This is a genomic window from Gemmatimonadaceae bacterium (genome assembly GCA_020852815.1).
Classification (GTDB): domain Bacteria; phylum Gemmatimonadota; class Gemmatimonadetes; order Gemmatimonadales; family Gemmatimonadaceae; genus SCN-70-22.
On sequence record JADZAN010000016.1, the window covers coordinates 13,506 to 35,132 of the forward strand.

Genomic DNA, 21,627 nt, shown 5'->3' on the forward strand with positions numbered 1-21,627 from the left:
CAGGCGGGCGAAGCTGACTCGTTTTCTCTTCGCTGGGGAGACGTGAGGCGGTGGCGCAACACTCGCCTCCGAACGGATCCGCCGGGCCACTCGCGGCTTGCGCGGATCATCGCGTCCATAGCCACGCCGGCCGCTGGCCCACGGCCGGGGGCTGTTGGTGCGGCCGTCTGCCCCCTTGTCGTGCGCCTATCGCCGCGCTGGCGGCGAAGCTGGCGAAGTGACGACGAGCGCCAGCCAGGCTGGGAGTGCGTGCAGGTGGTCGAGATGGTCGGGGGCGCTGTTGCCGGCGAAACCCATCAGCGTGAACGCGCCAGCCGTGGCCTGCGAGAGCTGCTGCATCCCGTTGGGTCCCCACGCCAACACGGGATTGCGCCGGACCGCCAGCGCGCGCAGGAGCCAGTCTGCCGTCTCGGTGGTGCTGGCAAAGGTGCCGGGAAATACCTCGGAGTGCGTGACGAGCAGGCGCACCTCTCCGCGCATGGCGCGCGCCGCGTAGCCGGCAATGGATTGCAGGTTGGCGGGATCGAGCGCGCCGCCGTCGGCCAGGGTGCGCCGGTCGGGGAGATAACCCGTATGGATGCCGTCGAGGATCACCGCGCCGCGCACGGCGGGGACGGCGAGCGAGTCGGCGAGGATGGCGCGCACGGCACCGTTGCCGGCCGAGAAGGCGCTGAGATACACGGCGCCTAACGCCACGGGGCGCTGCCGCGCGCGCGACGCCTCGGCGGCGATGCGAGCCAGCAGGCGCTGCCAGCGGTCGGTTCCCTTGAACGGGCGCTCATACGCCGACGAGCCGGGCGTGAGGTTCACCACCGCCACGAGCATCGTGCTGTCGGCCAGGCGCGCGGCGTCGACGGCGATGTAGTCCGGGCCCAGAAAGTGGACCAGGAGGGCGACCGTGTCGCGTTGCGCGCCCCACGCCGGGAGGTGCAACTCCACGGGGCGCGGCAGGAGCGAATCGATCGGGATGCGCTGCGTGCCGAGCGCGTGCGGCGCCACGCGGCCATGCGCGCGCGTCGACTCGATCATGGGTGACGGGTTCTGTGCGGCGGGGGCGGGGGAAGGAACCGTCATCGACGACTCGGCGCGCACGCCGTCGATCGCTCGCCTCGATGCTATTTGCGTTGGGCGCGCGCCGCCATGCGCGCAACCGATCGCGCTGGTGGCGGCCAAGCTGGCGAAAACCGCAAGCGCGAGCGGCGGTGTGCGGCGCGCGCTATCGTGGGCGGACCTTGCGGACATGCGCACAAGGTCGTCGCGCGCGACGGCCGCGGCCAGAGGCGACGGGGCCGGAAAGGCCCCCGCCGCTGGCAGCGAGCCATCGCGGGAGGCGCGTAGGCGCGTGGGACGTTGACGGCCGGGTGTCGCGCTCCCTGCTACTCGTAGCGCAAGGCGCGCATCGGGTCCACGCGCGACGCCCGGAGCGCCGGGAGGTAGCCGGCCCCCAGGGCGACAACCGCCAGGAGCAACGCGCCGCCCACGGTGGAGATCGCATCGAACCCCTTCATGCCGAACAGGAGCGACTGCGCCCCGCGTCCCAGGGCGAGGGCGGCGGCGATCCCGATCACGCCGCCAATGGCGACCATCATCCCCACCTGGCGCAGGATCATCGAGCGCACGCGCGCACCATCGGCGCCAAGCGCCATCCGCACGCCGATCTCCCGCGTGCGCTGGGCGACGGTGTAGGCAAGGACGCCATACAAGCCGACCGCCGCGAGCAGCGTGGCGAGGATGGCGAACGCGGCGCTCAGCGTGGAGATCATCCGGTCCATGAAGACGTTCTCCCGCGCGACCTGCGGCATGGTACTCAGGTTCTCGACCGGTAGGTTGGGATCGAGCCTGGCGATGACCTTGGGGATCACCTGCAGGAGCTGCTCGGGGGGCGTTGCCGTGCGCACGTAGAAGGTGATCGAACCAACGGTGGAATCCTGCCGCCACGGAACAAAGAACTGCGGCGGAATCTCAGCCTTCACCTCCGAGTACTTGGCGTCCTTCATCACGCCGACGATCTGGATGTCCTTCTCGCCGCGGAGCCCGTCGTCGGAGAAGCGCTTGCCGATGGCATCCTTCCCCAGCTTGAACTTGCGTGTGAACGCCTCATTGACGATGGCCACGCGCGGTGCCCCGACCACGTCGGCCGCGGTGAACTCGCGGCCGGCGAGGAGCGGGATGCCTAACGTCGCGAGGTAGGCGGGGCCCACCTGGTTCACGCTGGCGCCGATGTCGGTGTCGGAGTTGGCGTCGAACCCCTCGACGCCCACACCGCTCCCCCAGTTGCTGCCGGCCAGCAGGCGTATGCGTCCCGTCGTGACGGCGTTGGCGCCGGGGAGCGCGACCAGTTCCTCCGCGACGCGCTGAAAGAGCGCCGCCGACCGCGCTGGCGTGTAGCCGTTGCGCCACGGAGCGATGCTGAAGGTGGCGACGTGATCCAGCTTCACGCCGAGGTCGACCTTGCTCACGTTGTCGAGCGAACGGATGAAGAGACCGGCCGCGATGAGGAGCGACATCGAGAGGGCGATTTGCGCCGTGACGAGCGACGTGCGGAAGCGCGTGGCGGCGCGATGCCCCGAGAGGTTTCCGGCGTTGGAACGGATGGTCGTGATCAGGTCCGACCGCGTGGCGTGAATCGCCGGGAAGAGCCCGAACAGGATCCCGGTCAGCACCGCGGTTCCGGCGGCGAAGAGGACGACGCCGGTATCGATGCCGAAGGCGAGCGTTGCCGCGGCATTCTTCGGGAGCATCGCCTTCATCGCGGCCAGCGACCAGCGCGCCACCACGAGCGACGCGCCGCCGCCGATAATCGCCAGCACGATCGACTCGGCGAGCAGCTGGCGGAGCAGTTGCCAGCGCGCGGCGCCGATCGAGAGGCGCACCGCCATTTCCAGCGAGCGATTCGCGGCGCGGGCCAGGAGGAGGTTGGCAATGTTGGCGCAGGCGATGAGGAGGACGATCGCCGTGATCGAGAAGAGGAGAAGGAGCGGCGTGCGGGCGTTGTTGGGGACGTCGCTCTGGCCGCGCGCGCCGTTCACGACGGTGAGCTCCTTCGCCTTGAAGCGCTGCAACGTCGCCGCGCTCATGTCCTTCTGCAGCGGTGCCTCGATGTCATTGATGATCGGCTTGTAGATGGCATTGAGTCCCGTGCGCGCCTGCTCCAGCGTGACGCCGGGCTTGAGGCGGCCGAAGACGTACGCCCAATACGAGGTGCGGCTCGAGAAGTCGGTCGTGTCGCCCGAGACGAGTCCGCGCATGCTGAGCGGGACGTAGACGCGCGGCTCCGTCCCGAGCGTGGTCCCGAGAAATCCGCGCGGGGCGACGCCGATGACCGTGAGCGACTGCCCATTCACCACGATCGGCTGGTCGACCACCCTGGGATCGCTGCCCAGTTGCGTTTCCCAGAAGCGATGTCCCAGCACGACGACCGGGTGCCCGCCCTCGTTCCGGTCGTCGGTGGGGGCCAGGAGGCGCCCCTTGGCCGCCTGCAAGCCAAGTGTAGGGAAGTATGACCCGGACACATAGAGGCCGGTGCCGCTGAGCGTCTGGTTGCGGACGGCGATGTTGGCGCCAAAGTTGACGTGCGCCGCGAGCCCGCTGAGCACCGTTTGTCTTCGCTCGAGGTCGCGGAACATCTGGTACGAGAAGACCTGTTCGCAGTCGCCGGCCTGGCCGCACGAGGTGGAGCCTGGCTTGGGCCCCGGGGCGCCGAGGTTCACCAGCCGCGCCGCGTTGGGGACGGGGAGCGGGCGCAGCAGCATCTGGTTGAAGAGCGAGTAGATCGCCGCGTTCGCCCCGATGCCGAGTGCCAGCGAGATGACCGCCACCACCGACACGAACGGCGACTTGACCAGCGTGCGGAGGGCGTACTTGAGGGTGAGCATGGGGCGTGTCCGTGGAGGCGTGGTCGAACGTCCGACGTTGGACACGTACGGGGGCGCGGAAGGTTGGATTCAGAGGGCGGGCGGGAGACGTGAGTCGCGGCGCGCGGGCGCGCCGTCGCGCGCGAGACCGAGGTGGGGCGACTCGTCAGGCAACGTGCATCGCGCCCCCTCGCGCCCCCTCGCGCCCCGCATCACCACCCCTTACCGTAGCCCTCCCCCCCCCGCGCGGCGCAGCCGCGCACACCCGTCTCCCGTCTCCCGTCCCCCGTCGCGCTCTTGCCCTCCAGCATCCTCCACGACTTCCCCATCCGCGCCTCCGCCGCGACCGTGTTCGCGGCCGTGGTGAGTCCTGACACTTGGTGGACGCTGGAGAGCGACGTGCAGGCGGCGTTAGGCTCCACCTCCCGACTCTACTTCGGGGAGGGCTACGACTGGCGGGCGCTGGTCTCGGCGTGCGAACCGGGCGTCACCTTCGAATGGACGTTCACCGACGCCATGCCCGATTGGATGGGGACGCGGCTGCGTTTCGATCTCACGGAAGCCGACGGGGTCACGGCGGTACACTTTGCGCACCACGGGTGGGAAACCGCGAGCGAACACTTCCGCGTGTCGTCGTTCTGCTGGGCCATGTACTTGCGCCTGCTGCGCCGTACGGTCGAGACGGGCGAAGTGGTGCCGTACGCGCGCAGGCTCGACGCGTAGTTTCCGGCTCGATCGCCGTAAATCCTGCCGTCGTGGCTACAGTCGTTGCCGCGAGGGGTCGAGACTCTGGTTAAACCATGTCACACATGGTCGCCGGCGCGCCGGCGCTACTCCCCCGAGCCTCTCTCGAGCCTCGTCCGATGCCCGGCGTCCGATTCTCCCGCCTCGTCCCCCGCGTTGCGGCGCTCGCCTTCCTCGCCGCGCCGCTCCACGCACAGGTCGCCCTGGGCGCGAACGCACCCGCTACGTCCGTTCAGGACACTTCCGCGCACGCCGCGTTTGCGCAGGCCGCCGCCGCGCCCGGTGCGTCTGCGTCGTCCGACTCGGTAGCGACCCTCACTCGCCGCCTCGTGGCACTGCGGCGCGAACTCGAGGTCGAGCGCCTGGCGCGCGTTGAGGGGGAACGGGAGGTGCTCGAGGAACAGCAGGGGACGCAGCGGGCATTCCTGTTTGCGGCGGCGATACTCGCCGTCTTCAGCGGCTGGTCCACCTATCGACGTCGTGTCGACCGCCAGCGGTTGACCGCGACCCTCGGCGCCACCGATCCGCTCACGGGGGCGTGGAACCGGCGGCACGTGCAGGAGGTGATCCCCTCCGACGCGTCGGCCGCGGTGCGCCGGCACCTCTCGGCCCCGGTTGGGACGGTCGTCCGCGACGCCGACATTGTCTTTCTCATGGTCGACATCGATCACTTCCGCCTCATCAACCAGCGCTACGGTGACGAGGCGGGGGATCGCGTCCTGGAGAACGTGGCGCGCCAGCTCAAGGCCGTGGTCCGCGATTCCGACCTGGTAGTGCGATGGGGCGGCGACGCGTTCCTCATCGCGTATCGATTCACCAATCGCGATGGCGTTTCTGAACTCGCCGAGCGGATTCGTCACAAGATCGAGGCCCTGGAGACCGAGGTGCGTGGCGGGGAGCGTCTCAAGATCACGGCGTCGATCGGCTTCTCCGCCTTCCCGTTCTCGCGCAGCAACCCGAATGGGCTGGGTTGGGAGGGAGCCATCGCGATTGCCGACCTGGCGGCGTACGCGACCAAGCGCGAGGGGCGCAATGGCTGGTCGACGTTCCGAGCCGCGGTTGGCGATGGCGTGGATGTTTCGCTGCGCGACGTGACGCTGCGCGACATCGACGCGCGCGTGGCGGAGGGGACGGTGGTGATGGAGTCATCGCGCGGCGCGCACGAGCCGGCGGCGCTGTAGGCGGCGAACGGGCGACCGCGCCGGGCGACGGCGATCGCGCTCCGGCAATGCGCAGGGGAAAGAATTGGGATAGAGCGGTTGCCGATCACTCGCGGAGTGAGGCGGGCGGACCTATAGTTGCGGCGGTTCCGAAGGCCGCACGTCCCTTTCGAGGAGGGTCCCCCCTTGGCATGTCGCGCTCTCTCCCCGTCCCGTGTCGCCGCGCCAGGCTCGGCGTCGCGGCGCGCCGCATTCCACCGCTCCCTCGACTCGCGCCGGTGGCGCGGTTCGCGCGGTTCGCGCGGTTCGCGCCGGTCGCTGTGGGGTGTAGTCCTTGTGCTGGGCGGCGTCTCGTTGCTGCTGGCGGCGCCGGTCGTGGCGCAGGAGCGGGGGAGCAAGGACATGCCGCCGCTCAACGACCGCCCCAACCCGTACCAGACCATTGCCGGGTGGGCCCGCATGCCCGAGGGGCGGACGTGGGGGTCGACCAGCGCCGTCGAGGTGGATATCGACGGGGAGAGTATCTGGGTGGGGGAGCGTTGCGGGACGAACAGTTGCGTGGGGTCGACGCTCGACCCGATCCTCAAGTTCGACCGGACGGGGAAGCTGGTCAAAAGCTTTGGTGCAGGACTCATCACCTGGCCGCACGGGATTACCGTCGACAAGCAGGGGAACGTCTGGGTCACCGACGGGCAGGACAACCTTCCCCGTCGCCCGCGCGGTGCGCCGGCCGACGCGCCGCTCCCGCCGGCGCCGGCCAGGGTGATCGGGCACCAGGTGCTCAAGTTCTCCCCTGACGGCAAGCTCCTGATGGCGCTCGGCGCCCCTGGCGGCGGGAAGGAGCCCAACTATTTCTGGCAGCCCAACGACGTCCTCATCGCGCCCGACGGCGCCATCTTCGTGGCCGAGGGGCACGGCGGGGAGAACTCGCGCATCCTCAAGTTTGCACCTGACGGGAAGTTCCTCAAGGCGTGGGGGAAGAAGGGAGCGGGGAAGGGCGAGTTCGACCAGCCGCATGCGCTGGCGATGGATTCGCGCGGGCGCCTCTTTGTCGGCGACCGCTCCAACAACCGCCTGCAGATTTTCGATCAGGAGGGGAACTGGCTCGACGAGTGGTGGCAGTTCTCGCGCGCCAGCGGGATCGCGATCGACCGGAATGACAACATCTACGTTGCCGACTCCGAGTCGGGGTCGATCGAGCCGTCGCGCAAGGCATGGCTGCGCGGCATCCGCATCGGCAGCGCGAAGGACGGGAGCGTCAGGGCGTTCATCCCCGATCCCGACGTCAACTCGAACAACACGTCGGCAGCCGAAGGGGTCGCCGTGGACCGGAACGGCGTGATCTACGGGGCGGAGGTGGGGCCGAAGGCATTGAAGCGCTATGTGAGGAAGTAGGGCGGACGGGGACGGGGGGCTTCCGTCCTGGTTGAATGCAGCGCGCCACGACGCGATGCATTGCTCCACACACCTGGAGGGCTGAGGCATGACTGGATCCTCGCGGCGGGACTTTCTGGGGGTGGTGGCGTCGGTGGCGGGGGGGATTGCGTTGTCGCCGTCGGCGGCGCGCTCGGCGGAGGCGCTGGCGCGGAATGGCGTGCGGTTCGATGGGCGGCCGTTTGCGGCTGACGACTACGACTCCTACGCCAAGCTGGCGTCCAACGAGAACCCGTACGGCCCCACCGAGGTCGTCCTCGCGGCGATGACGGCGGCGTTCAAGTACTCGAATCGCTATTCGTACCCCGACGCCAACATCCTCCAGGAGATCGCCCGCTTCCACGGCGTCACGCCCGACCAGGTCCTGCTGGGGGCCGGCTCCGGCGAGTTGCTCTCGGTCGCCGCGCTCGCCTTCCTGGGCGAAGGGAAGAAGGTCATCGGCGTCGAGCCCACCTTTCACACCGTCTTCCAGTTCGCCGCCGGCGTGCACGCGGAGTCGATCCAGCTCCCGCTGCTCGCCGACTACTCGCAGGACATCCCGGCCATGATCCGCGCCACGCGTCAGAACTGGCGCGACGTGGGCCTGGTCTACCTCTGCAACCCGAACAACCCGACCGGGCGTATCGTCTCCGCGCGCGACGTGCAGGCGCTCGTCGATGGCATCCCCGAGGACGTGCCGGTCCTCATCGATGAGGCGTATCACCACTTCGTCGAGGATCCGGCGTATGCCTCGTCGCTCCCGTACGTCGCGCAAGGGCGCAACGTGATCGTGACGCGCACCTTCTCGAAGATATCGGGGCTGGCGGGGATGCGCTTGGGCTACGCCATTGCGCCGCGCTCGCTCATCGCGCGCCTGCGCCCGCACTCCATCGCCAGCATCAACGCCCTCGTGAAGCACGGCGCCGCCGCCGCGCTCAAGGACGTCGATGGCCAGGCGCACGTGAAGACGGTCAACAACGAACTGCGCGCGCAGACGGTGAAGGCAGTGCAGGGTTTGGGCTACGAGGTGCTTCCCAGCGAGGGCAACTTCTTCATGATCGCCATCAAGCGCCCGGTGGTTCCGGTCATCGAGCAGTTCAAGGCGAAGGGCGTCCTCGTGGGGCGCCCCTTCCCACCCATGACGCAGCACCTGCGCGTCTCGGTGGGGACGGCGCAGGAGATGGAGCGATTCATGGCGGCGTTTCGACAAGTCTTTGCGTCCTGAAGTATGCAGAAGACGAGAAGACGAGAGGACGAGAAGACGAGGGAGGGCGGCGAGCCATGTGGGTTCGCCGCCCTTCTTCTTGTGCTCATTGCGATGAGGATGAGGCGCGACGCGCCGCCGCGCGTTCCCTCGTCTTCTCGTCCCCAGCCTTCGCTGGGGCAGGCCTCTCGTCCTCTCGTCTTCTAGCGATAGCGCAAGCGCTATCGCCTAAGCGCTATCGCCTAAGTGCCAACGCCGTCAGCGCCGTGCTCGTCCCCGCCCCCGACGCAAAGACGATGTATTGCTTCCCCTTGTGCAGGAATGTCATCGGCATGGCGGTGGTGCGTGCGGGGATCTTCACGGCTCCCACCTGCTTCCCCGTCACCTTGTCGACGGCGAAGAGTTGCGGCTGCTGGCCGGGAATGGCGCCGTTGCGGCCGGTGCCGTAGATGACGAGCGTCTTGGTCGTAATGAGTTGCGCCTGGCCGCGCGCGCCAACTGGCGGGAGCTTCACCCCTTCGAAGAGCGGATCCTTGGTGGTTTGCGGCAGCCACCCGCCGTTGGGGATCCACCACTTCTTGTCGCCGGTGTTGAGATCGTAGGCGGTCACGCCGCCATACTCCTTTGGCTTGAGGATGGAAATGCCACCGATGTTGGAGAAGCCGGCGCGCCCCGAGAAGCCATCGCCCTTGAGATCCTCCCTGGGCTTGTAGCCCGGCGGCGTGGGGAGTGCCCCGGGGAGGCCGCAGGCGTCGTGCGGCGACGAGTAGTTGAACTCGGAGCACGGGTCCTTCTGCAACGAGATGGTGCTCATCCCGGTCTGCGAGCCTACATAGATCATGCCGGTCTCGGGATCGACCGCGACACCGCCGTCGATGTTCACGCCGCCCGAGGCGCCGGGGTTGTACCATGAGCAGGGGAGCCCGCTCTTGCCGCCGTCCGACGGCTGGCCGGGAATGTAGTACGGTCCCATGCGGCACTTCTTCGCCAGCTTGAGCGCCGAATCCTTGATGGCCGGCGTGTAGTCGATCAGGTCACTCTCCTGCAATCCCTGTTGAGCGTACGGCGCCGGCCTGGTGGGAATGGGCTGCGTGGGCCACGCCACTTCGCCGGGCACCTCGCTGGCCAGGACGGGGGTCTCGACGATGGGCCAGATCGGTTCCCCGGTCACGCGGTCCAGCACGTACAGCCAGCCCTGTTTGGTGGACTGCGCCACGATCTTGCGCCGCTTTCCGTCGACGGTCACGTCGAGGACGTTAGGCGCCATGGGCGTGTCGTAGTCCCAGATGTCGTGGTGCACGAACTGGTAGTGCCACTTCCGCTTCCCGGTCCTGGCGTCGATGGCGACGAGCGAGTTGCCGTACAGGTTGGCGCCGGGGCGATGGCCGCCGTACTCGTCCATGAGCGGCATCCCGGTGGGGACGTAGACGATGCCGAGTTCCGGGTCCGAGGCCCACGTGGCCCACGGATCGACCTTGCCCACGCCGGGCGTCCCGAGCCTGGTTCCGTTCTTCCACGTGTCGGCGCCGTACTCGCCCGGCTGCGGGATGAGGTTGAACTTCCACAACTGCTTCCCGGTGTGCACGTCGAAGCCGCGCACGAAGCCGTGAATGTTCTTGAGGCGAATGGGATAGTAGCCGTGGATCGACGAGTTCCCGAGGACGATCACGTCACCCATGATCACCGCCGGGCTGCTGTTGGCGATTTGTCCCTCGGTGGGGTCGATGCCGATGGTGCCATCGGCGCCGGTCTTCGTCGTCTCGTTCCACGTCTCACCCGGCCGCGCCTTGCGCGCCGGCGCGGCGTCGGAGATGATGAGCGGACCGGAGTCATCGACGGCGAGTGGCGCCATCGGGTAGCCGAGTCCTTCCATGAGGTCGACGACCCCGTTCTTCCCGAACCTGGGGTCGGGAATACCGGTCTTGGCGTCGAGCGAGGCCAGGTGATAGCCGGGCGTGATGACGATGACGCGCTCCTCGCGCCCGTCGGTCCAGTAGGCGAGCCCGCGCCCGGCGAACTGGCGCGGCGCCTTCTGCCAGCGGATCCCTTCATCGAGACGCCACATCCACAACGTCTCCCCCGTCTCGGGGTCGATCGCGGTGGTCACGCGCCGCGTCGTGGCCACGGTGAAGAGCCGCCCGTTGGCGTACAGCGGCGTGGTGCGGTAGTACTCGTCGGCCCCAAACGCGCCGGAGTTCCAGGTCCACGCCACCTTGAGGGAGTCGAAGTTGCCGGCGTTGATCTGGTCGAGCGCCGAGTAGCGCGTCCCCCAGGCGTCGGCCGCCCAGTAGCGCCACTCGCCCGGCACGTTGCCGCGCACCAGCGCCTTCGCCTGCGAGGCGTTGGACTCGCCGACGCGGGAGAGCAACACCGCGAGCAGCGCCCCGCCGACGACGATCGCCGTCCAGGACGAGCGCCGCGTGGTCCATCGTGGGTTCATGGTCGTTTCGATCCTCGTGCGATGTGGGTCAGGGACCTGCCGGGAACCGCGTCATTCGTCAGCTGCAATCGGTGCTCATCTCGCGCTCAGCTCGTGCTCAGGTCGCGCTCATCTCCCGCTCGTCTCGATGCGAATCCGCTTCGCCGCGACCTGGTCGCTGGGGAGTTCGTCGTCGCCCGACGGGAGGCCGTTGAGGCTGAGGATGTACGCCGTCACGTCGGCGTACTCCTCGGGCGTCAGGCTCCCCGGGTTGTTCTTGGGCATCTTCTCCGACATGAAGGCGAGGAGGTCGGCGAGGAGCTTTCCCCCCCAGGCGTTCTTGAAGACGATGCCGGTATGCGAGGCGGGCGTGTGGCACTCTCGGCAGGTGCCGACATAGAGGTCCTTGCCGCGCGCTGCCTGCGCATCCGTATACACCCCCTTGAGCGTCGAGCGTATCTCCCCCTGTGCATACGCCGCGCGCGGGAGCGATGCCGCGAACGCGCAGGCCAGGATCGCCATCGTCCACCCCGCTGGCTGCGATGGGGACTTCACCAGTCGCGCCACGAGGGCGGCAACTCCCCACAGGACGGCGGCGATGAGCAGGAGGAGCATCAGCCCACGGACGAGGGTGGCGGCCAGCGCCAGGTCGACGACCGGCCATGTGACATGATACGCGCGCAGCACGCCGAAACGCTCGGTCATCCAATGCCACGCCTCGTGCGCGACGATGGCCGACGCCACGACGATCGCCGCGCGTTCCGACGGGAGGCTCCGCACGATCCAGGCAATGACCGGGATGGAAACCGCCACGACCAGCAGTTGTCCGAGTTCCACGCCGACGTTGAAGGCCAGGAGCGACGCCAGCAAGTGGCGGCCGGCGAACTGGAGCGACTCGCCCAGCGCGAAGGAGAAGCCGAAGCCATGCACGAGCCCGAAGCCGAAGGCCACGAGCCACCGCTTCTCCAGTCGCGCCCCCAGCATGTTCTCGATCGCCATGAGCACGATGGAGAGCGCGATGAGGAACTCGATGAGCGGCGGGAACCAGTTGGCCCTCGGCGCCATGCCTAACGCCGACGCGATCAGCGTGAGCGAGTGTGCGGCGGTGAACGCGGTGACGACGGCGACCAGCGGCCGCAGCCGGCGGAACGGGATGACGAGGCAGAGGAGGAAGAGGAGGTGGTCGAGCCCGCCCAGGATGTGCGCGAAGCCCAGCCGGACGAACTGCGCCGCCGCCTGCAGCGCGGTGGGGTCGAGGCGCACCAGCCCCGGGTTCCCCACGTACTCGTAGCCACGCACGCGGCCGTCGGCGGCAACCCAGCGCAGCACGGTGGTGGTGGAGACGCCGAGGTGCGCGAGGAGCGGCCGCACCGAGAAGCGCGACGTCGGTGACTCGATCGCGTAGTCGAGCACGAGGTCGACCATCGCCTGCCGCCACGGAAGGTCGACGTTGTTGCCGAGCGGCGCCGCATTGGCGTTGGCCACGGCGCGGTCGAACGACTCGAACGAGCGATCGCTGGGGAGCGAGAGGTGTGTCGCGGCGATGCGTGGCGCGGCCAGGCGACGATCGCCCTCGTACAACTCGAGATAGCCGGCAATCCATAGCGTCGCAGCGTCGGCGAGCTGCGGGGTGAGGCGGGCGATGTCGACGTACTCGCCGCGCAGGAGCGGGAGTTCGAGGTCGCGCAGCGATTCCAGCGGGACGCGCACGGCCAGCCGCAACCGCTGCGCCTCGGCCCTGGCCAGGAGCTGCACCGTGACGCGCGCCGGCACCTCGTGTCCCCGCAACGGACGCGCGGGCGCCATCGTCGCGACGCTGGCGAGCAGCGTGGCGGCGAGCGTGCGAACCAGCGTGCGAACGAACGAGCGAGGGCTCGGTGAGGGGCGTGTGAGGTGCATGCGCGCAGCGAGTCGGAACGCGGCGCCGCCGGCGGCTGGGGTGACGCGCGCGTCTGGACGAGCGGGCGACCGTGAGGGTACGTTGGTCGCCGCTCGCCGCGCCGACGAACATACACGCCCCCCTCGCGCGGGACAGGGGCGACGCCATGCAACTCGACAGGAGCCGGGCCGGATATGATCCGTTCGCGGAAGCTGCTAGGGGCCACGGTGCTGGGCGCATCCATCGTCGCGCTCGGCGCGGGGCAGCGGGCGCTGCAAGGGGCGGCGCAGGGAGCGTCGGCGCAGGCCCCCTCGTTCGAGGTCGATCCCTATTGGCCGCAGCCGCTGCCTAACCATTGGGTGCTCGGCTCTGTGATTGGCGTGGGCGTCGACGCCCGCGACCATGTCTTCATCGTGCATCGGCAGCAGACGCTCAACGAGCGCACGGAGATCCTGAAGGGTGATGCGGCCAGGAGTGGCGAGTGCTGCGTCGCTGCCCCGCCCGTCCTCGAGTTCTCGCCCGACGGCAAGCTGGTCAACGCGTGGGGGGGGCCCGGTGACGGCTACGTGTGGCCCGAGTCCAACCACGGCATCGCCATTGACCACAAGGACAACGTCTGGATTGGCGGCAACGGGAACGGCGACTCGCACATCCTCAAGTTCACGCACGAGGGGAAGCTGCTGCAGCAGATCGGCATCCCGGGGAAGGGGGCCAGTTCCAGCGCCACGGACCACTTCGGACGCGTGGCGAAGATCTCCTTCGACGCCGCCGCCAACGAGGCCTACATCTCCGACGGCTACAGCAACAAGCGTGTCGCGGTGCTCGACATGAACAGCGGGGCGGTGAAGCGCTTCTGGGGGGCGTACGGCAACAAGCCCGACGACGCCAACCTTGGCCCCTACAACCCCGATGCGCCACTGGCCCAGCAGTTCCGGAACCCGGTGCACTGCGCCGAGCCGAGTAACGACGGGTTGGTCTATGTGTGCGACCGGCCTAACGATCGCATCCAGGTCTTCCAGAAGGACGGCAAGTTCGTCAAGGAAGTGCGCATCGCGCCGAAGACGCTGGGTGATGGTTCCGTGTGGGACATTGCCTTCTCCAAGGACCGGGAGCAGAAGTACATCTACCTCGCCGACGGCAAGAACGAGAAGGTGTACATCATCGAACGGAAGACGCTCGAGATCCTCACCAGCTTTGGCGACGGCGGGCGCCAGCCCGGGCAGTTCTTCGCGGTGCACTCCATCGCGACGGACTCGAAGGGGAACATCTACACCACCGAGACTTACGAGGGAAAGCGCCTGCAGAAGTTCGCCTACAAGGGACTGGCGCCGGTGACCGGAAAGAATCGCGGGGTGCCGTGGCCGGTTCGGCGGTGAGGCTTGGGCGGAGGATGATTGGACATTGGGCGGGCGCTGGGTATCGCGCCCGTCTTCTCGTGCCGGGAAGGTGGGCGTGGGGGCCACCAAGCCCATAAGGCTTCCCCATTCGATTCGGGGTGGACCGCCTCGGGTGCACTGCGCGCAACGTGAAACGCCCGCGCCCCTCACCCGTAGTGGAAGCGCACCCATCGAAAGCCATCGCTCGAACGGTCGCCGGCGCGCACGCACGGAGCCGTAGACCATTCGCGAGAGGGCTGGTACTATCCTCGGCCGCGCCCGTGCACGGGCGTCCGTGGAACCGTGACGAGACTCGAGGCTCGCATGCAGCAGGTTCAATTACCAGCGCCGCCAACTCTCCCCCCGCCGCCGCCACTCCCCGCGGCCCCGAACGTCGCCGGGCAGACGGTGGTCGGAGGCACCCCCGTGCCGACCACCGCGTCGGCCAGCGAGGTGTACGAGGCCATGAAGGCGCAGCGAAACGAGTTGCAGCGGCAACTCGGCCAGCTCGAGGAGAAGCGGCGCGCCATTGCGTCGCGACTGCGCGAAGGCGAGGTCTCCGGCGCCGACAAGACCGGGCTCGAGGCACGCCTCACCGACCTCGATGCGCAGATCACCGAGATGTACAAGACGCTCGGCGTCGCCAACGACCAGGTGGCGCGCGCGGCGGCGCAGCCCGGCGCCGTCGTGCCCGATTTTCCGCAGCGCGTCGGCCCGCCCGAGGAAGTCATCGTCATGGGATTCGTCCTCGCGATGACCATGATCCTCCCCATCTCCATCGCCATCGCGCGGCGCATCTGGCGGCGCGGCAGCGCGCCGGCAACCGCTCCCATCTCGCGCGAAATGGACGAGCGTATGTCCCGGCTGGAGCAGGCCATGGACGCTGTGGCGGTCGAGGTGGAGCGGGTAGGCGAGGGGCAGCGCTACATGACGCGCGTGCTGGGGTCGGGGGCGGCAGAACCGCTGGCGGTGCGCGCACGCGAGGGGATCGAGGTCCCGCGTTAGGGGGTGTAGCTTCGGAGCGTGCCCTTCACCTTCTCGCATCCCGCCGCCGCCCTCCCCATCTGGCCACTCGTGCGACGCGGGGTGATCCCGCTGGCACCGTTCGCCATCGGCGCCATGGCGCCGGACTTCGAGTACCTGTTCCGCCTGGAGCCCGTGTCGCTGATCAGTCACAGCGCACGCGGGCTCGTCGTGTTCTGCTTCCCGGTCGCGCTCGTGACCTGGCTGCTGTGGGAACTGTTCCTCCGTCCCGCCGGACGTGACCTGGCCGCACTCCCGGCGATCGCTGTCCCCCAGCGTCGCGCGCTCGATTGGGCGATGGGGGGCGTCGCCCTCCTCGTGGGGAGCGCCTCGCACCTGGTCTGGGACGCGTTCACTCATCGCTACACGTGGGTTGCCGATCGCTGGCCGCTCTTGCGGGAGGTAGCGTTTTCGATCGGCGGGGAGCAGGTGGCGTGGTTCACCGTCTTCCAGCACGTGAGCACGGTGCTGGGCGGCGTGCTCGTGCTGGCGTGGCTGGCGCGCGAGATTCGCGCCGGCGGGGCCACGCTCGCCGCCCTGGTGGCGCCGTCGCGCCTGCGGACCTGGGCCGCGTTAGGCGCCGCGGCGGTCGCGGTGGGCGCGTGGAACGCCCCGCGCCGCGGCCACATCGTGCACCCGCGCCGAGCCCCGGTGGTGGCCGGGCGGTTCGTGGTGGGCGCGATGGATGGCATGGCCGTAGCTTTCGTGGTGCTGGCCGCGCGCCGGCGCTGGTGGGGCGAGACCGGTCACCGAAGCTGAGGAGCACACCATGCATCATCGACAGCTGCAACCCGTCGTTCCCAACGCCCTGGTGGCGATCATCGCGCTGGGAACGCTCATGGCGCTGGCCGCACTGGCGCCGTCGCCCACCGCTGCGCAGGGGGCGGGCCGGGGGCAAGGCAGTGCCGCCCTCCGCTGGTTCAAGGGAAATACCCACACCCACACGCTCAACTCCGACGGCGATTCATCTCCCGACGACGTGGCCCGCTGGTATCGCGAGCATGGCTATCAGTTCCTCGTCCTCAGCGACCATAACTTCCTCACCGATCCCAAGGCGCTCAACGCGTTGTTAGGCGCCGACGAGCAATACCTCCTCATTCCGGGCGAGGAAGTCACCGATGCCGTGGGCGGGAAACCGCTGCACATCAACGGGCTGGCGGTCGATCGCCTGGTGCCTCCGCAGGGCGGGGCGACGATCGTCGAGGCGCTGCAGCGCGATGTGGACGCGATCCGCGCCGCCAACGGCCTCCCGCACCTGAATCACCCCAACTTCGGTTGGTCGGTGACGGCAGCGGATATCCAGCGCATCAGGAACGATCGGTTGTTCGAGGTCTTCAACGGCCATCCGATGGTCAACAACCTTGGCGGCGGCGGGAGCCCCGGGCTCGAGGAGATCTGGGATGTGATCCTTTCGTCGGGTAAGCTGCTCTTTGGCGTGGCCACCGACGACGCGCACCACTTCAAGCGTCCCGGCGACCCGGCCGCGGCTGGGCCGGGGCGCGGATGGGTCGTCGTGCGAGCCGCGCACCTGTCGTCGGAAGACGTGATCGCGGCGCTCGATCGCGGCGACTTCTATGCGTCGACCGGTGTCGAACTCATCGACGTGCAGCGCTCCACCCAACGCGTGGAGATTCGGATCAAGCCCGATGCGTGGAGTCGCTATACCACGCGCTTCATCGGCAGGGACGGGCGCGTGCTCGCCGAGTCGGCGGCGAACCCTGCCGTGTACGACATCAAGGGCGACGAGGGATACGTCCGCGCGGTGGTCCTGGAGTCGAACGGGAAGAAGGCGTGGGTCCAGCCCGTCATGCTCGGTGCGGCTCGGTAGCGATACTGTCCGTCACAGGGGACGAACGGTTCGTCAACGGGATGGGGAACTACGCAGGGGAGACAGGGCATACTAGAAGGGCAAGGCACCCCCTCGGCCCTGTCACCCTTCAGTTTCGACGCCCCATGAGCGACTCCATGGAACCCGCCGTCGTCGACGCCCCCGACGAGCCGTCCTCCCCTCCCGCGCCCCGCTACCTCGACCACGTGGCCACGCAGCGCAACCACCAGCCCATGGTGGTGCGCATGGCCGACGTGCAGTGGATGGAATCGTCGGGGAATTACGTGATCTTCCACGCCGGCGCCGAGCGCGTCGAGGTACGCGGAACGCTCGCCTCGTTCGAGGCGCAGCTCGACCCGCGGCGCTTCGTGCGCATCCACCGCCGCCTCATCGTCGCCATGGACGCCATCCGCGAGCTGCAACCCTGGTTCGGGGGCGACCAGCTCATGTACTTGCGCGACGGGACCAAGCTGCGCGTGAGTCGCACGCATCGCGCGCACCTGGACCGGGCAATGAAGCAGCGATAGGCGCGACGGTAGCGGCGTCGCGGGGGGTGTGCCGCGGCGCTGCTACTCCCTGGCCGACGCCGCCAGCCGCAATACGAGCGCGACCTGGCCGGCGTGATAGGCGTCGTGCATGACCAGGCCCGCCACCTGCTGGCCAAGCACGACGCCGCGGGGGCCGTGGCGTTCGCCCAGGCGACGGAGCGGGATCCGCCGCAGCGTGGCGAGGAGGTCGTCGTGACAGGCGTCGAGGAGTGCGAGGTCGTGCGCCCACGCCTTGGCGCGCGCCGCCGGCTCGGCGAGCGTTGGCGACGGCGCCCACCACGCGCTGGTGCGCTTGACGGGGAAATGGCGCCGCGTGGTCGGCTCCAGGCGTTGCGCGACAATGAACTTCCCGAGGGCCATGTGCAGCGCCTGTTCCCAGACGTTAGGGCGCCCGGCGCCCGGGCGCCACAGCGCGGTGTCGGCATCCACGCGCCGCAGCGCGACCTTCACCGACGGGCCATGCCACGCCGGGCCGTGAAAGGCCTCGTCGAGCAGGCGCACGAGCGCGGCGCGCGAGGGGATGGACGTGATGGACCGGGGAGCCTTGGATGTGGGCATGGTGCGTGTGGAATGCGGAGGGCGCGCGCTTCACGAACCGAGCTGGCTCGTCAGGCAATGGCGCGCAATGCCGCGCAGCGGCGCGCAATGGCGCGATCGACGTCACGATGTCGTGTGCGCATCGAAATGGCCAGTCGGCGCCGTGCGTCCCTTCCTTCGCGGTGCGCGTGGACGTAGCGTCCCGCGCGTCGTGGTACCATCAACGACCGCCCCCACACCGCACATGTCCTCGACTCCCGCAGTCCCGCCCTTCACCGATCACGCGCACGACACGGCAGCGCGCCCCGCCGATCCGGGCGCTCCTGCGGGCGATGGTGGCGCTCCTGCGGGAGAAGCAGCCACGCGCTCGAACGGAACGACACGACGCGACTTCGTGGCTCGCGGGGCGGCGACGGTGCTCGGTGTGGCCGCGCTTCCGGCGCTCCCGGCGTTCGCCGGCGCGTCGCGGGCACCCGCGGTGTGGACGCGACGCGACGATCACGACCTGGTGATTCGCGGCGGCATCGTGCACGACGGTTCGGGGGGCGTCGGTCGCGAAGCCGATGTTGCCGTGCGCGGCGACCGCATCGTGTCGGTCGAGCCGCGTGTGCGCGACAAGGGGCGTCGCGAGATCGACGCGCGCGGCCTCGTGGTGGCCCCGGGCTTCATCGACATCCATTCCCACGGCGAGGGGAACCTGTGGGACGACCCACGCGCGGAGTCGGTGGTGCGGCAAGGCGTCACCACGATCGTCGGCGGGCAGGACGGGAGTTCGCGCGCCTGGGGCGAGGGGGCGGGGGGCGCGCCGGGCGCCGACAGCGGATCGTTTGTCTCCTGGTTCGCCGCGGTCGATGCATTGCAGCCGTCGGTGAACGTGGCGACGATGATCGGGCTGGGGACGGTGCGCGGAAAGGTGGTGGGAGACGATGACCGCGCGGCCACGCCCGACGAGGTGGCGCGCATGACGGCCTGCGTGGCGCGCGCCCTTGCCGACGGTGCCTGCGGCGCGTCGAGTGGGCTCGAGTACACGCCGGGGGCGTTCGCGCGCCTGGACGAACTCATCGCCGTCTCGCGTCCGCTGGCGGCGCGCCGGCTCCCCTACGCCACGCACATGCGCAACGAGGACGATCGCCTGCTCGACGCCATCGATGAGTCGATCGCGGTGGCGCGGGGGGCGGGGTGCCCGCTACAGATCGCGCACCTCAAGACGCAGGGCCCGCGCAACTGGTCCAAGCTCGACACCGTCTTCGCTCGCCTGGAGCGGGAGAAGGCGGCGGGGCTCGACGTCGCCTTTGACCGCTATCCCTACATCGCCTACCAGACGGGACTGACGAACCTCTTTCCGGTGTGGAGCCGCGACGGCGGCGCGCAGGGCTTTCTCCGCCGGCTCGACGACCCCGCCACGGCGGCACGCATCAAGTCCGAGACGTTAGGCAAGGTGGACCTCATCGGCGGGTGGGACAACGTCCTCGTCGCCTCGGTGCGCGCCGCCGAGGACCGCGCGGCGGAGGGGAAGCGGCTCGGCGCGTACGCGCGCTCGTTAGGCCGGGAGCCGTACGACGTGACCGTCGCGCTCCTTCGCCGCAACGCGCTCAGCGTGGGGATGGTCGGCTTCGCGATGAGCGAGGAGAACCTGGATCGCATCCTCGCGCATCCCATGGGGATGGTGTGCAGCGACGGCGGGGCGTACGCCGTCGACGGCCCCACGCGCCGCGGCTCGCCGCACCCGCGCGGGCTGGGTTCGTTCCCGCGTGTCCTCGGGCGCTACGTGCGCGAACGCAAGGCGCTCACGCTCGAGCAGGCCATCCGCAAGATGTCCGCGCTTCCGGCCTCGCGCCTTGGCCTCACCGATCGCGGCATGATCAGGAACGGCCTGGCGGCCGACCTCGTCGTCTTCGACCCTGCGACCGTCGCCGACCGCGCGACGTATGAGCAGCCCTTTCAATATCCCGTCGGCATTGCCGCGGTGGTCGTCAATGGAGGCGTGGCACTCGAGCGGGAGGAGCGGGGGGCGGGACGCGGGAAGGGACTTCGCTCGCGCGCGGGTTGAGACCGGAGCAGGAGGCTGGCACCTGGGGTGCGGCTGGGAGGGACAGCAGCGTCGACACGGCGAAACGCGGGGAGGAAGTGCCAGCGCTGGGGTCCACCCCGAATCGGGCGCGGGACTCGATGTCCGGCTGGGCGCTGTGCGACGCAACGGCAACGCCCCTCGCCAATCCCTAAAAGCAGAATGCTTCTCAGCCCGAAGCAGCGTCGACCCCGCCCCGCGCACGTCCCCCTCCGCGCGCCTCCGTGCCAAGAAGCTCTGGCCGACACCCACCCCCGCTTCGCAGCCAACCTCTGCCCACCCAAAGCAGCCCCTAACCCCGGCAAGCAGCAAACCCGCTACGTCCGTTCGACAATGCGATCGATCAGGTACGACGACTGCGCCAACGCCTCGTCGGTGAAGTCCCCGAAAAAGCCGCGCACCTCGTCGAACATCGCCGAGAACGCCGACTGGTCGCCGCGCGCAATGACATCGACCAGTTCGCGGGCAGTCGCGGCAAAGTCGCTCGTGACCTCGACGCTGCGTGGATTCAACATCTCGATGGGGCCGTAGAGCTCCGGCGATTGCGCGAAGTGTCGCGCTGTGACATACAACTCCAGCAGGTACGCCGGTGACGTGAAGCGGAGCGATTCCTCGAGCGGAATCCCGACGCGCGCCAGGGTGAGGCCGAGGACCTGCGTCTGGAAGTGGTTCAACACCTGCACTACCGACATCGCCCGGTCGTGCTGCGTGGGCGTCGTCTCGGTGATCACGAGCCCGCGCGCCGTGAAGGTGTGCGCCACCCAGTCGGCCCACGCATCGCCGCGCGCGCGGCAAAGCACCACGCGTTGCCCCTGCAGCGTGTGCACGCTGGGGCCGAACATCGGGTGTGTCCCGACCACGCTCGCGCGCGTCGACGCGAGCATCGCCGCAACCGGCGCCTCCTTCAGCGACGTCACGTCCATGAGCAGCGACTCGTCGCGGACGTGCGGCCCCACCTCGGCGATGACCTGCGCCGTGACGTCGATCGGGACCGAGATGACGGTGACGTCGGCGGCGGCCGCCGCCTGCGCGGCGGTAAGCGCGGTGTCGGTGTCGACCACGAGGATGCGATGCCCCAGGTCGGCAAAGAGGCGGGCGAGGAGGGCGCCGATGCGCCCCTTCCCCCCGACGATCGCCACCGTGCGAGGTTGCTCGTTAGGTGGGATCTCGGCGCGCAACGCCGCCTGGTGGTCGCGCGAGGCGCGCAGGAGGAGGCGAAAGATCGACTCGATCTCGCCCCGCGGGAGTCCCAGCTCGTCGGCCAGGCGCGCGCGATCGGCGAGGACCTCGTGCTCGCGCTGAGGATCGCGGATCCTGATCCCGCTCTCGCGCTTGGACGCCGCGACTTCCGCGACGAGCGACTGGCGGCGCGCGACGATCTGGAGCAGGTCACGATCGAGCGAGTCGATCATGGCCCGCAGGAGCGGGAGGGGGCGCGGCGTGGGTGGTGTCGTCATGGGCGAGGCGTGGAATCCTGGCGGAATCTACTGCGCGCCGTGGGGTATGGACGACAGGCCACGCTAGCTTCCGGGCATGTGCAGCGACGCGAGTTTCCGCCAGTCGTCCGTCCTCAC

Annotated in this window: 16 protein-coding genes; 10 read left to right on the plus strand and 6 right to left on the minus strand. The window is 69.1% G+C overall.

Features of this window, described 5'->3' with window-relative positions; translation table 11 throughout:
• Positions 1 to 186: 186 nt before the first annotated feature.
• Together IT359_09110 and IT359_09115 are read right to left on the minus strand one after the other, a co-directional pair.
• A complete protein-coding gene (locus IT359_09110; protein ID MCC6929134.1) occupies positions 187 to 1,074 on the minus strand; it encodes a hypothetical protein in 888 nt (295 codons plus the stop codon).
• A gap of 302 nt (positions 1,075 to 1,376) precedes the next feature.
• The gene (locus IT359_09115) at positions 1,377 to 3,875 is read right to left on the minus strand and encodes an ABC transporter permease (GenBank protein ID MCC6929135.1); all 2,499 of its coding nucleotides are present in this window, start codon (positions 3,873 to 3,875) and stop codon (positions 1,377 to 1,379) included.
• A gap of 276 nt (positions 3,876 to 4,151) precedes the next feature.
• On the opposite strand from IT359_09115, the gene IT359_09120 reads away from it, so the two are divergent.
• The 4 genes from IT359_09120 (at position 4,152) to IT359_09135 (ending at position 8,396) form a co-directional block, all read left to right on the plus strand.
• Positions 4,152 to 4,577 carry an SRPBCC domain-containing protein gene (locus IT359_09120; protein ID MCC6929136.1) on the plus strand — a complete coding sequence of 142 codons (426 nt, stop codon included), beginning with the start codon at positions 4,152 to 4,154 and terminating at the stop codon, positions 4,575 to 4,577.
• A 140-nt stretch (positions 4,578 to 4,717) separates the two neighbouring features.
• Positions 4,718 to 5,779, plus strand: a complete 1,062-nt coding sequence (locus tag IT359_09125) for a GGDEF domain-containing protein (protein MCC6929137.1) — start codon at positions 4,718 to 4,720, stop codon at positions 5,777 to 5,779.
• Between the two features lie 381 nt (positions 5,780 to 6,160).
• Positions 6,161 to 7,153: a hypothetical protein gene (locus IT359_09130; protein ID MCC6929138.1), complete on the plus strand. Its 993-nt coding sequence runs from the start codon at positions 6,161 to 6,163 to the stop codon at positions 7,151 to 7,153.
• An 88-nt stretch (positions 7,154 to 7,241) separates the two neighbouring features.
• Entirely contained in the window at positions 7,242 to 8,396 is a 1,155-nt protein-coding gene (locus IT359_09135) for an aminotransferase class I/II-fold pyridoxal phosphate-dependent enzyme (GenBank protein ID MCC6929139.1), read from the plus strand.
• A 214-nt stretch (positions 8,397 to 8,610) separates the two neighbouring features.
• On the opposite strand, the gene IT359_09140 is transcribed toward IT359_09135, so the two are convergent.
• Positions 8,611 to 10,815, minus strand: coding sequence for a PQQ-binding-like beta-propeller repeat protein (locus IT359_09140; GenBank protein MCC6929140.1), 2,205 nt, complete (start codon positions 10,813 to 10,815; stop codon positions 8,611 to 8,613).
• 108 nt (positions 10,816 to 10,923) lie between these two features.
• Entirely contained in the window at positions 10,924 to 12,693 is a 1,770-nt protein-coding gene (locus IT359_09145) for a HupE/UreJ family protein (GenBank protein MCC6929141.1), read from the minus strand.
• Between the two features lie 174 nt (positions 12,694 to 12,867).
• Here IT359_09145 and IT359_09150 point away from each other — a divergent pair, with 174 nt between their 5' ends.
• The 5 genes from IT359_09150 to IT359_09170 all read left to right on the plus strand — a co-directional run bounded on the left by IT359_09150 (position 12,868) and on the right by IT359_09170 (position 17,427).
• The gene (locus tag IT359_09150; GenBank protein ID MCC6929142.1) at positions 12,868 to 14,049 is read left to right on the plus strand and encodes a hypothetical protein; all 1,182 of its coding nucleotides are present in this window, start codon (positions 12,868 to 12,870) and stop codon (positions 14,047 to 14,049) included.
• Positions 14,050 to 14,475: 426 nt separating this feature from the next.
• Positions 14,476 to 15,054, plus strand: a complete 579-nt coding sequence (locus IT359_09155; GenBank protein MCC6929143.1) for a hypothetical protein — start codon at positions 14,476 to 14,478, stop codon at positions 15,052 to 15,054.
• Positions 15,055 to 15,072: 18 nt separating this feature from the next.
• Positions 15,073 to 15,831, plus strand: a complete 759-nt coding sequence (locus IT359_09160) for a DUF4184 family protein (GenBank protein MCC6929144.1) — start codon at positions 15,073 to 15,075, stop codon at positions 15,829 to 15,831.
• A gap of 10 nt (positions 15,832 to 15,841) precedes the next feature.
• Positions 15,842 to 16,900 carry a PHP domain-containing protein gene (locus IT359_09165; protein MCC6929145.1) on the plus strand — a complete coding sequence of 353 codons (1,059 nt, stop codon included), beginning with the start codon at positions 15,842 to 15,844 and terminating at the stop codon, positions 16,898 to 16,900.
• Positions 16,901 to 17,025: 125 nt separating this feature from the next.
• Positions 17,026 to 17,427: a LytTR family transcriptional regulator gene (locus tag IT359_09170; protein MCC6929146.1), complete on the plus strand. Its 402-nt coding sequence runs from the start codon at positions 17,026 to 17,028 to the stop codon at positions 17,425 to 17,427.
• A 42-nt stretch (positions 17,428 to 17,469) separates the two neighbouring features.
• Here IT359_09170 and IT359_09175 read toward each other — a convergent pair whose 3' ends face one another.
• Positions 17,470 to 18,006 (minus strand): DinB family protein, encoded by a 537-nt coding sequence (locus tag IT359_09175; protein ID MCC6929147.1) that lies wholly within the window; start codon positions 18,004 to 18,006, stop codon positions 17,470 to 17,472.
• A 223-nt stretch (positions 18,007 to 18,229) separates the two neighbouring features.
• Between IT359_09175 and IT359_09180 the strand changes: the two genes are divergently transcribed.
• Entirely contained in the window at positions 18,230 to 20,035 is a 1,806-nt protein-coding gene (locus tag IT359_09180; GenBank protein MCC6929148.1) for a D-aminoacylase, read from the plus strand.
• A gap of 335 nt (positions 20,036 to 20,370) precedes the next feature.
• On the opposite strand, the gene tyrA is transcribed toward IT359_09180, so the two are convergent.
• Positions 20,371 to 21,510, minus strand: coding sequence for a bifunctional chorismate mutase/prephenate dehydrogenase (gene tyrA, locus IT359_09185; GenBank protein ID MCC6929149.1), 1,140 nt, complete (start codon positions 21,508 to 21,510; stop codon positions 20,371 to 20,373).
• Positions 21,511 to 21,627: the final 117 nt, after the last annotated feature.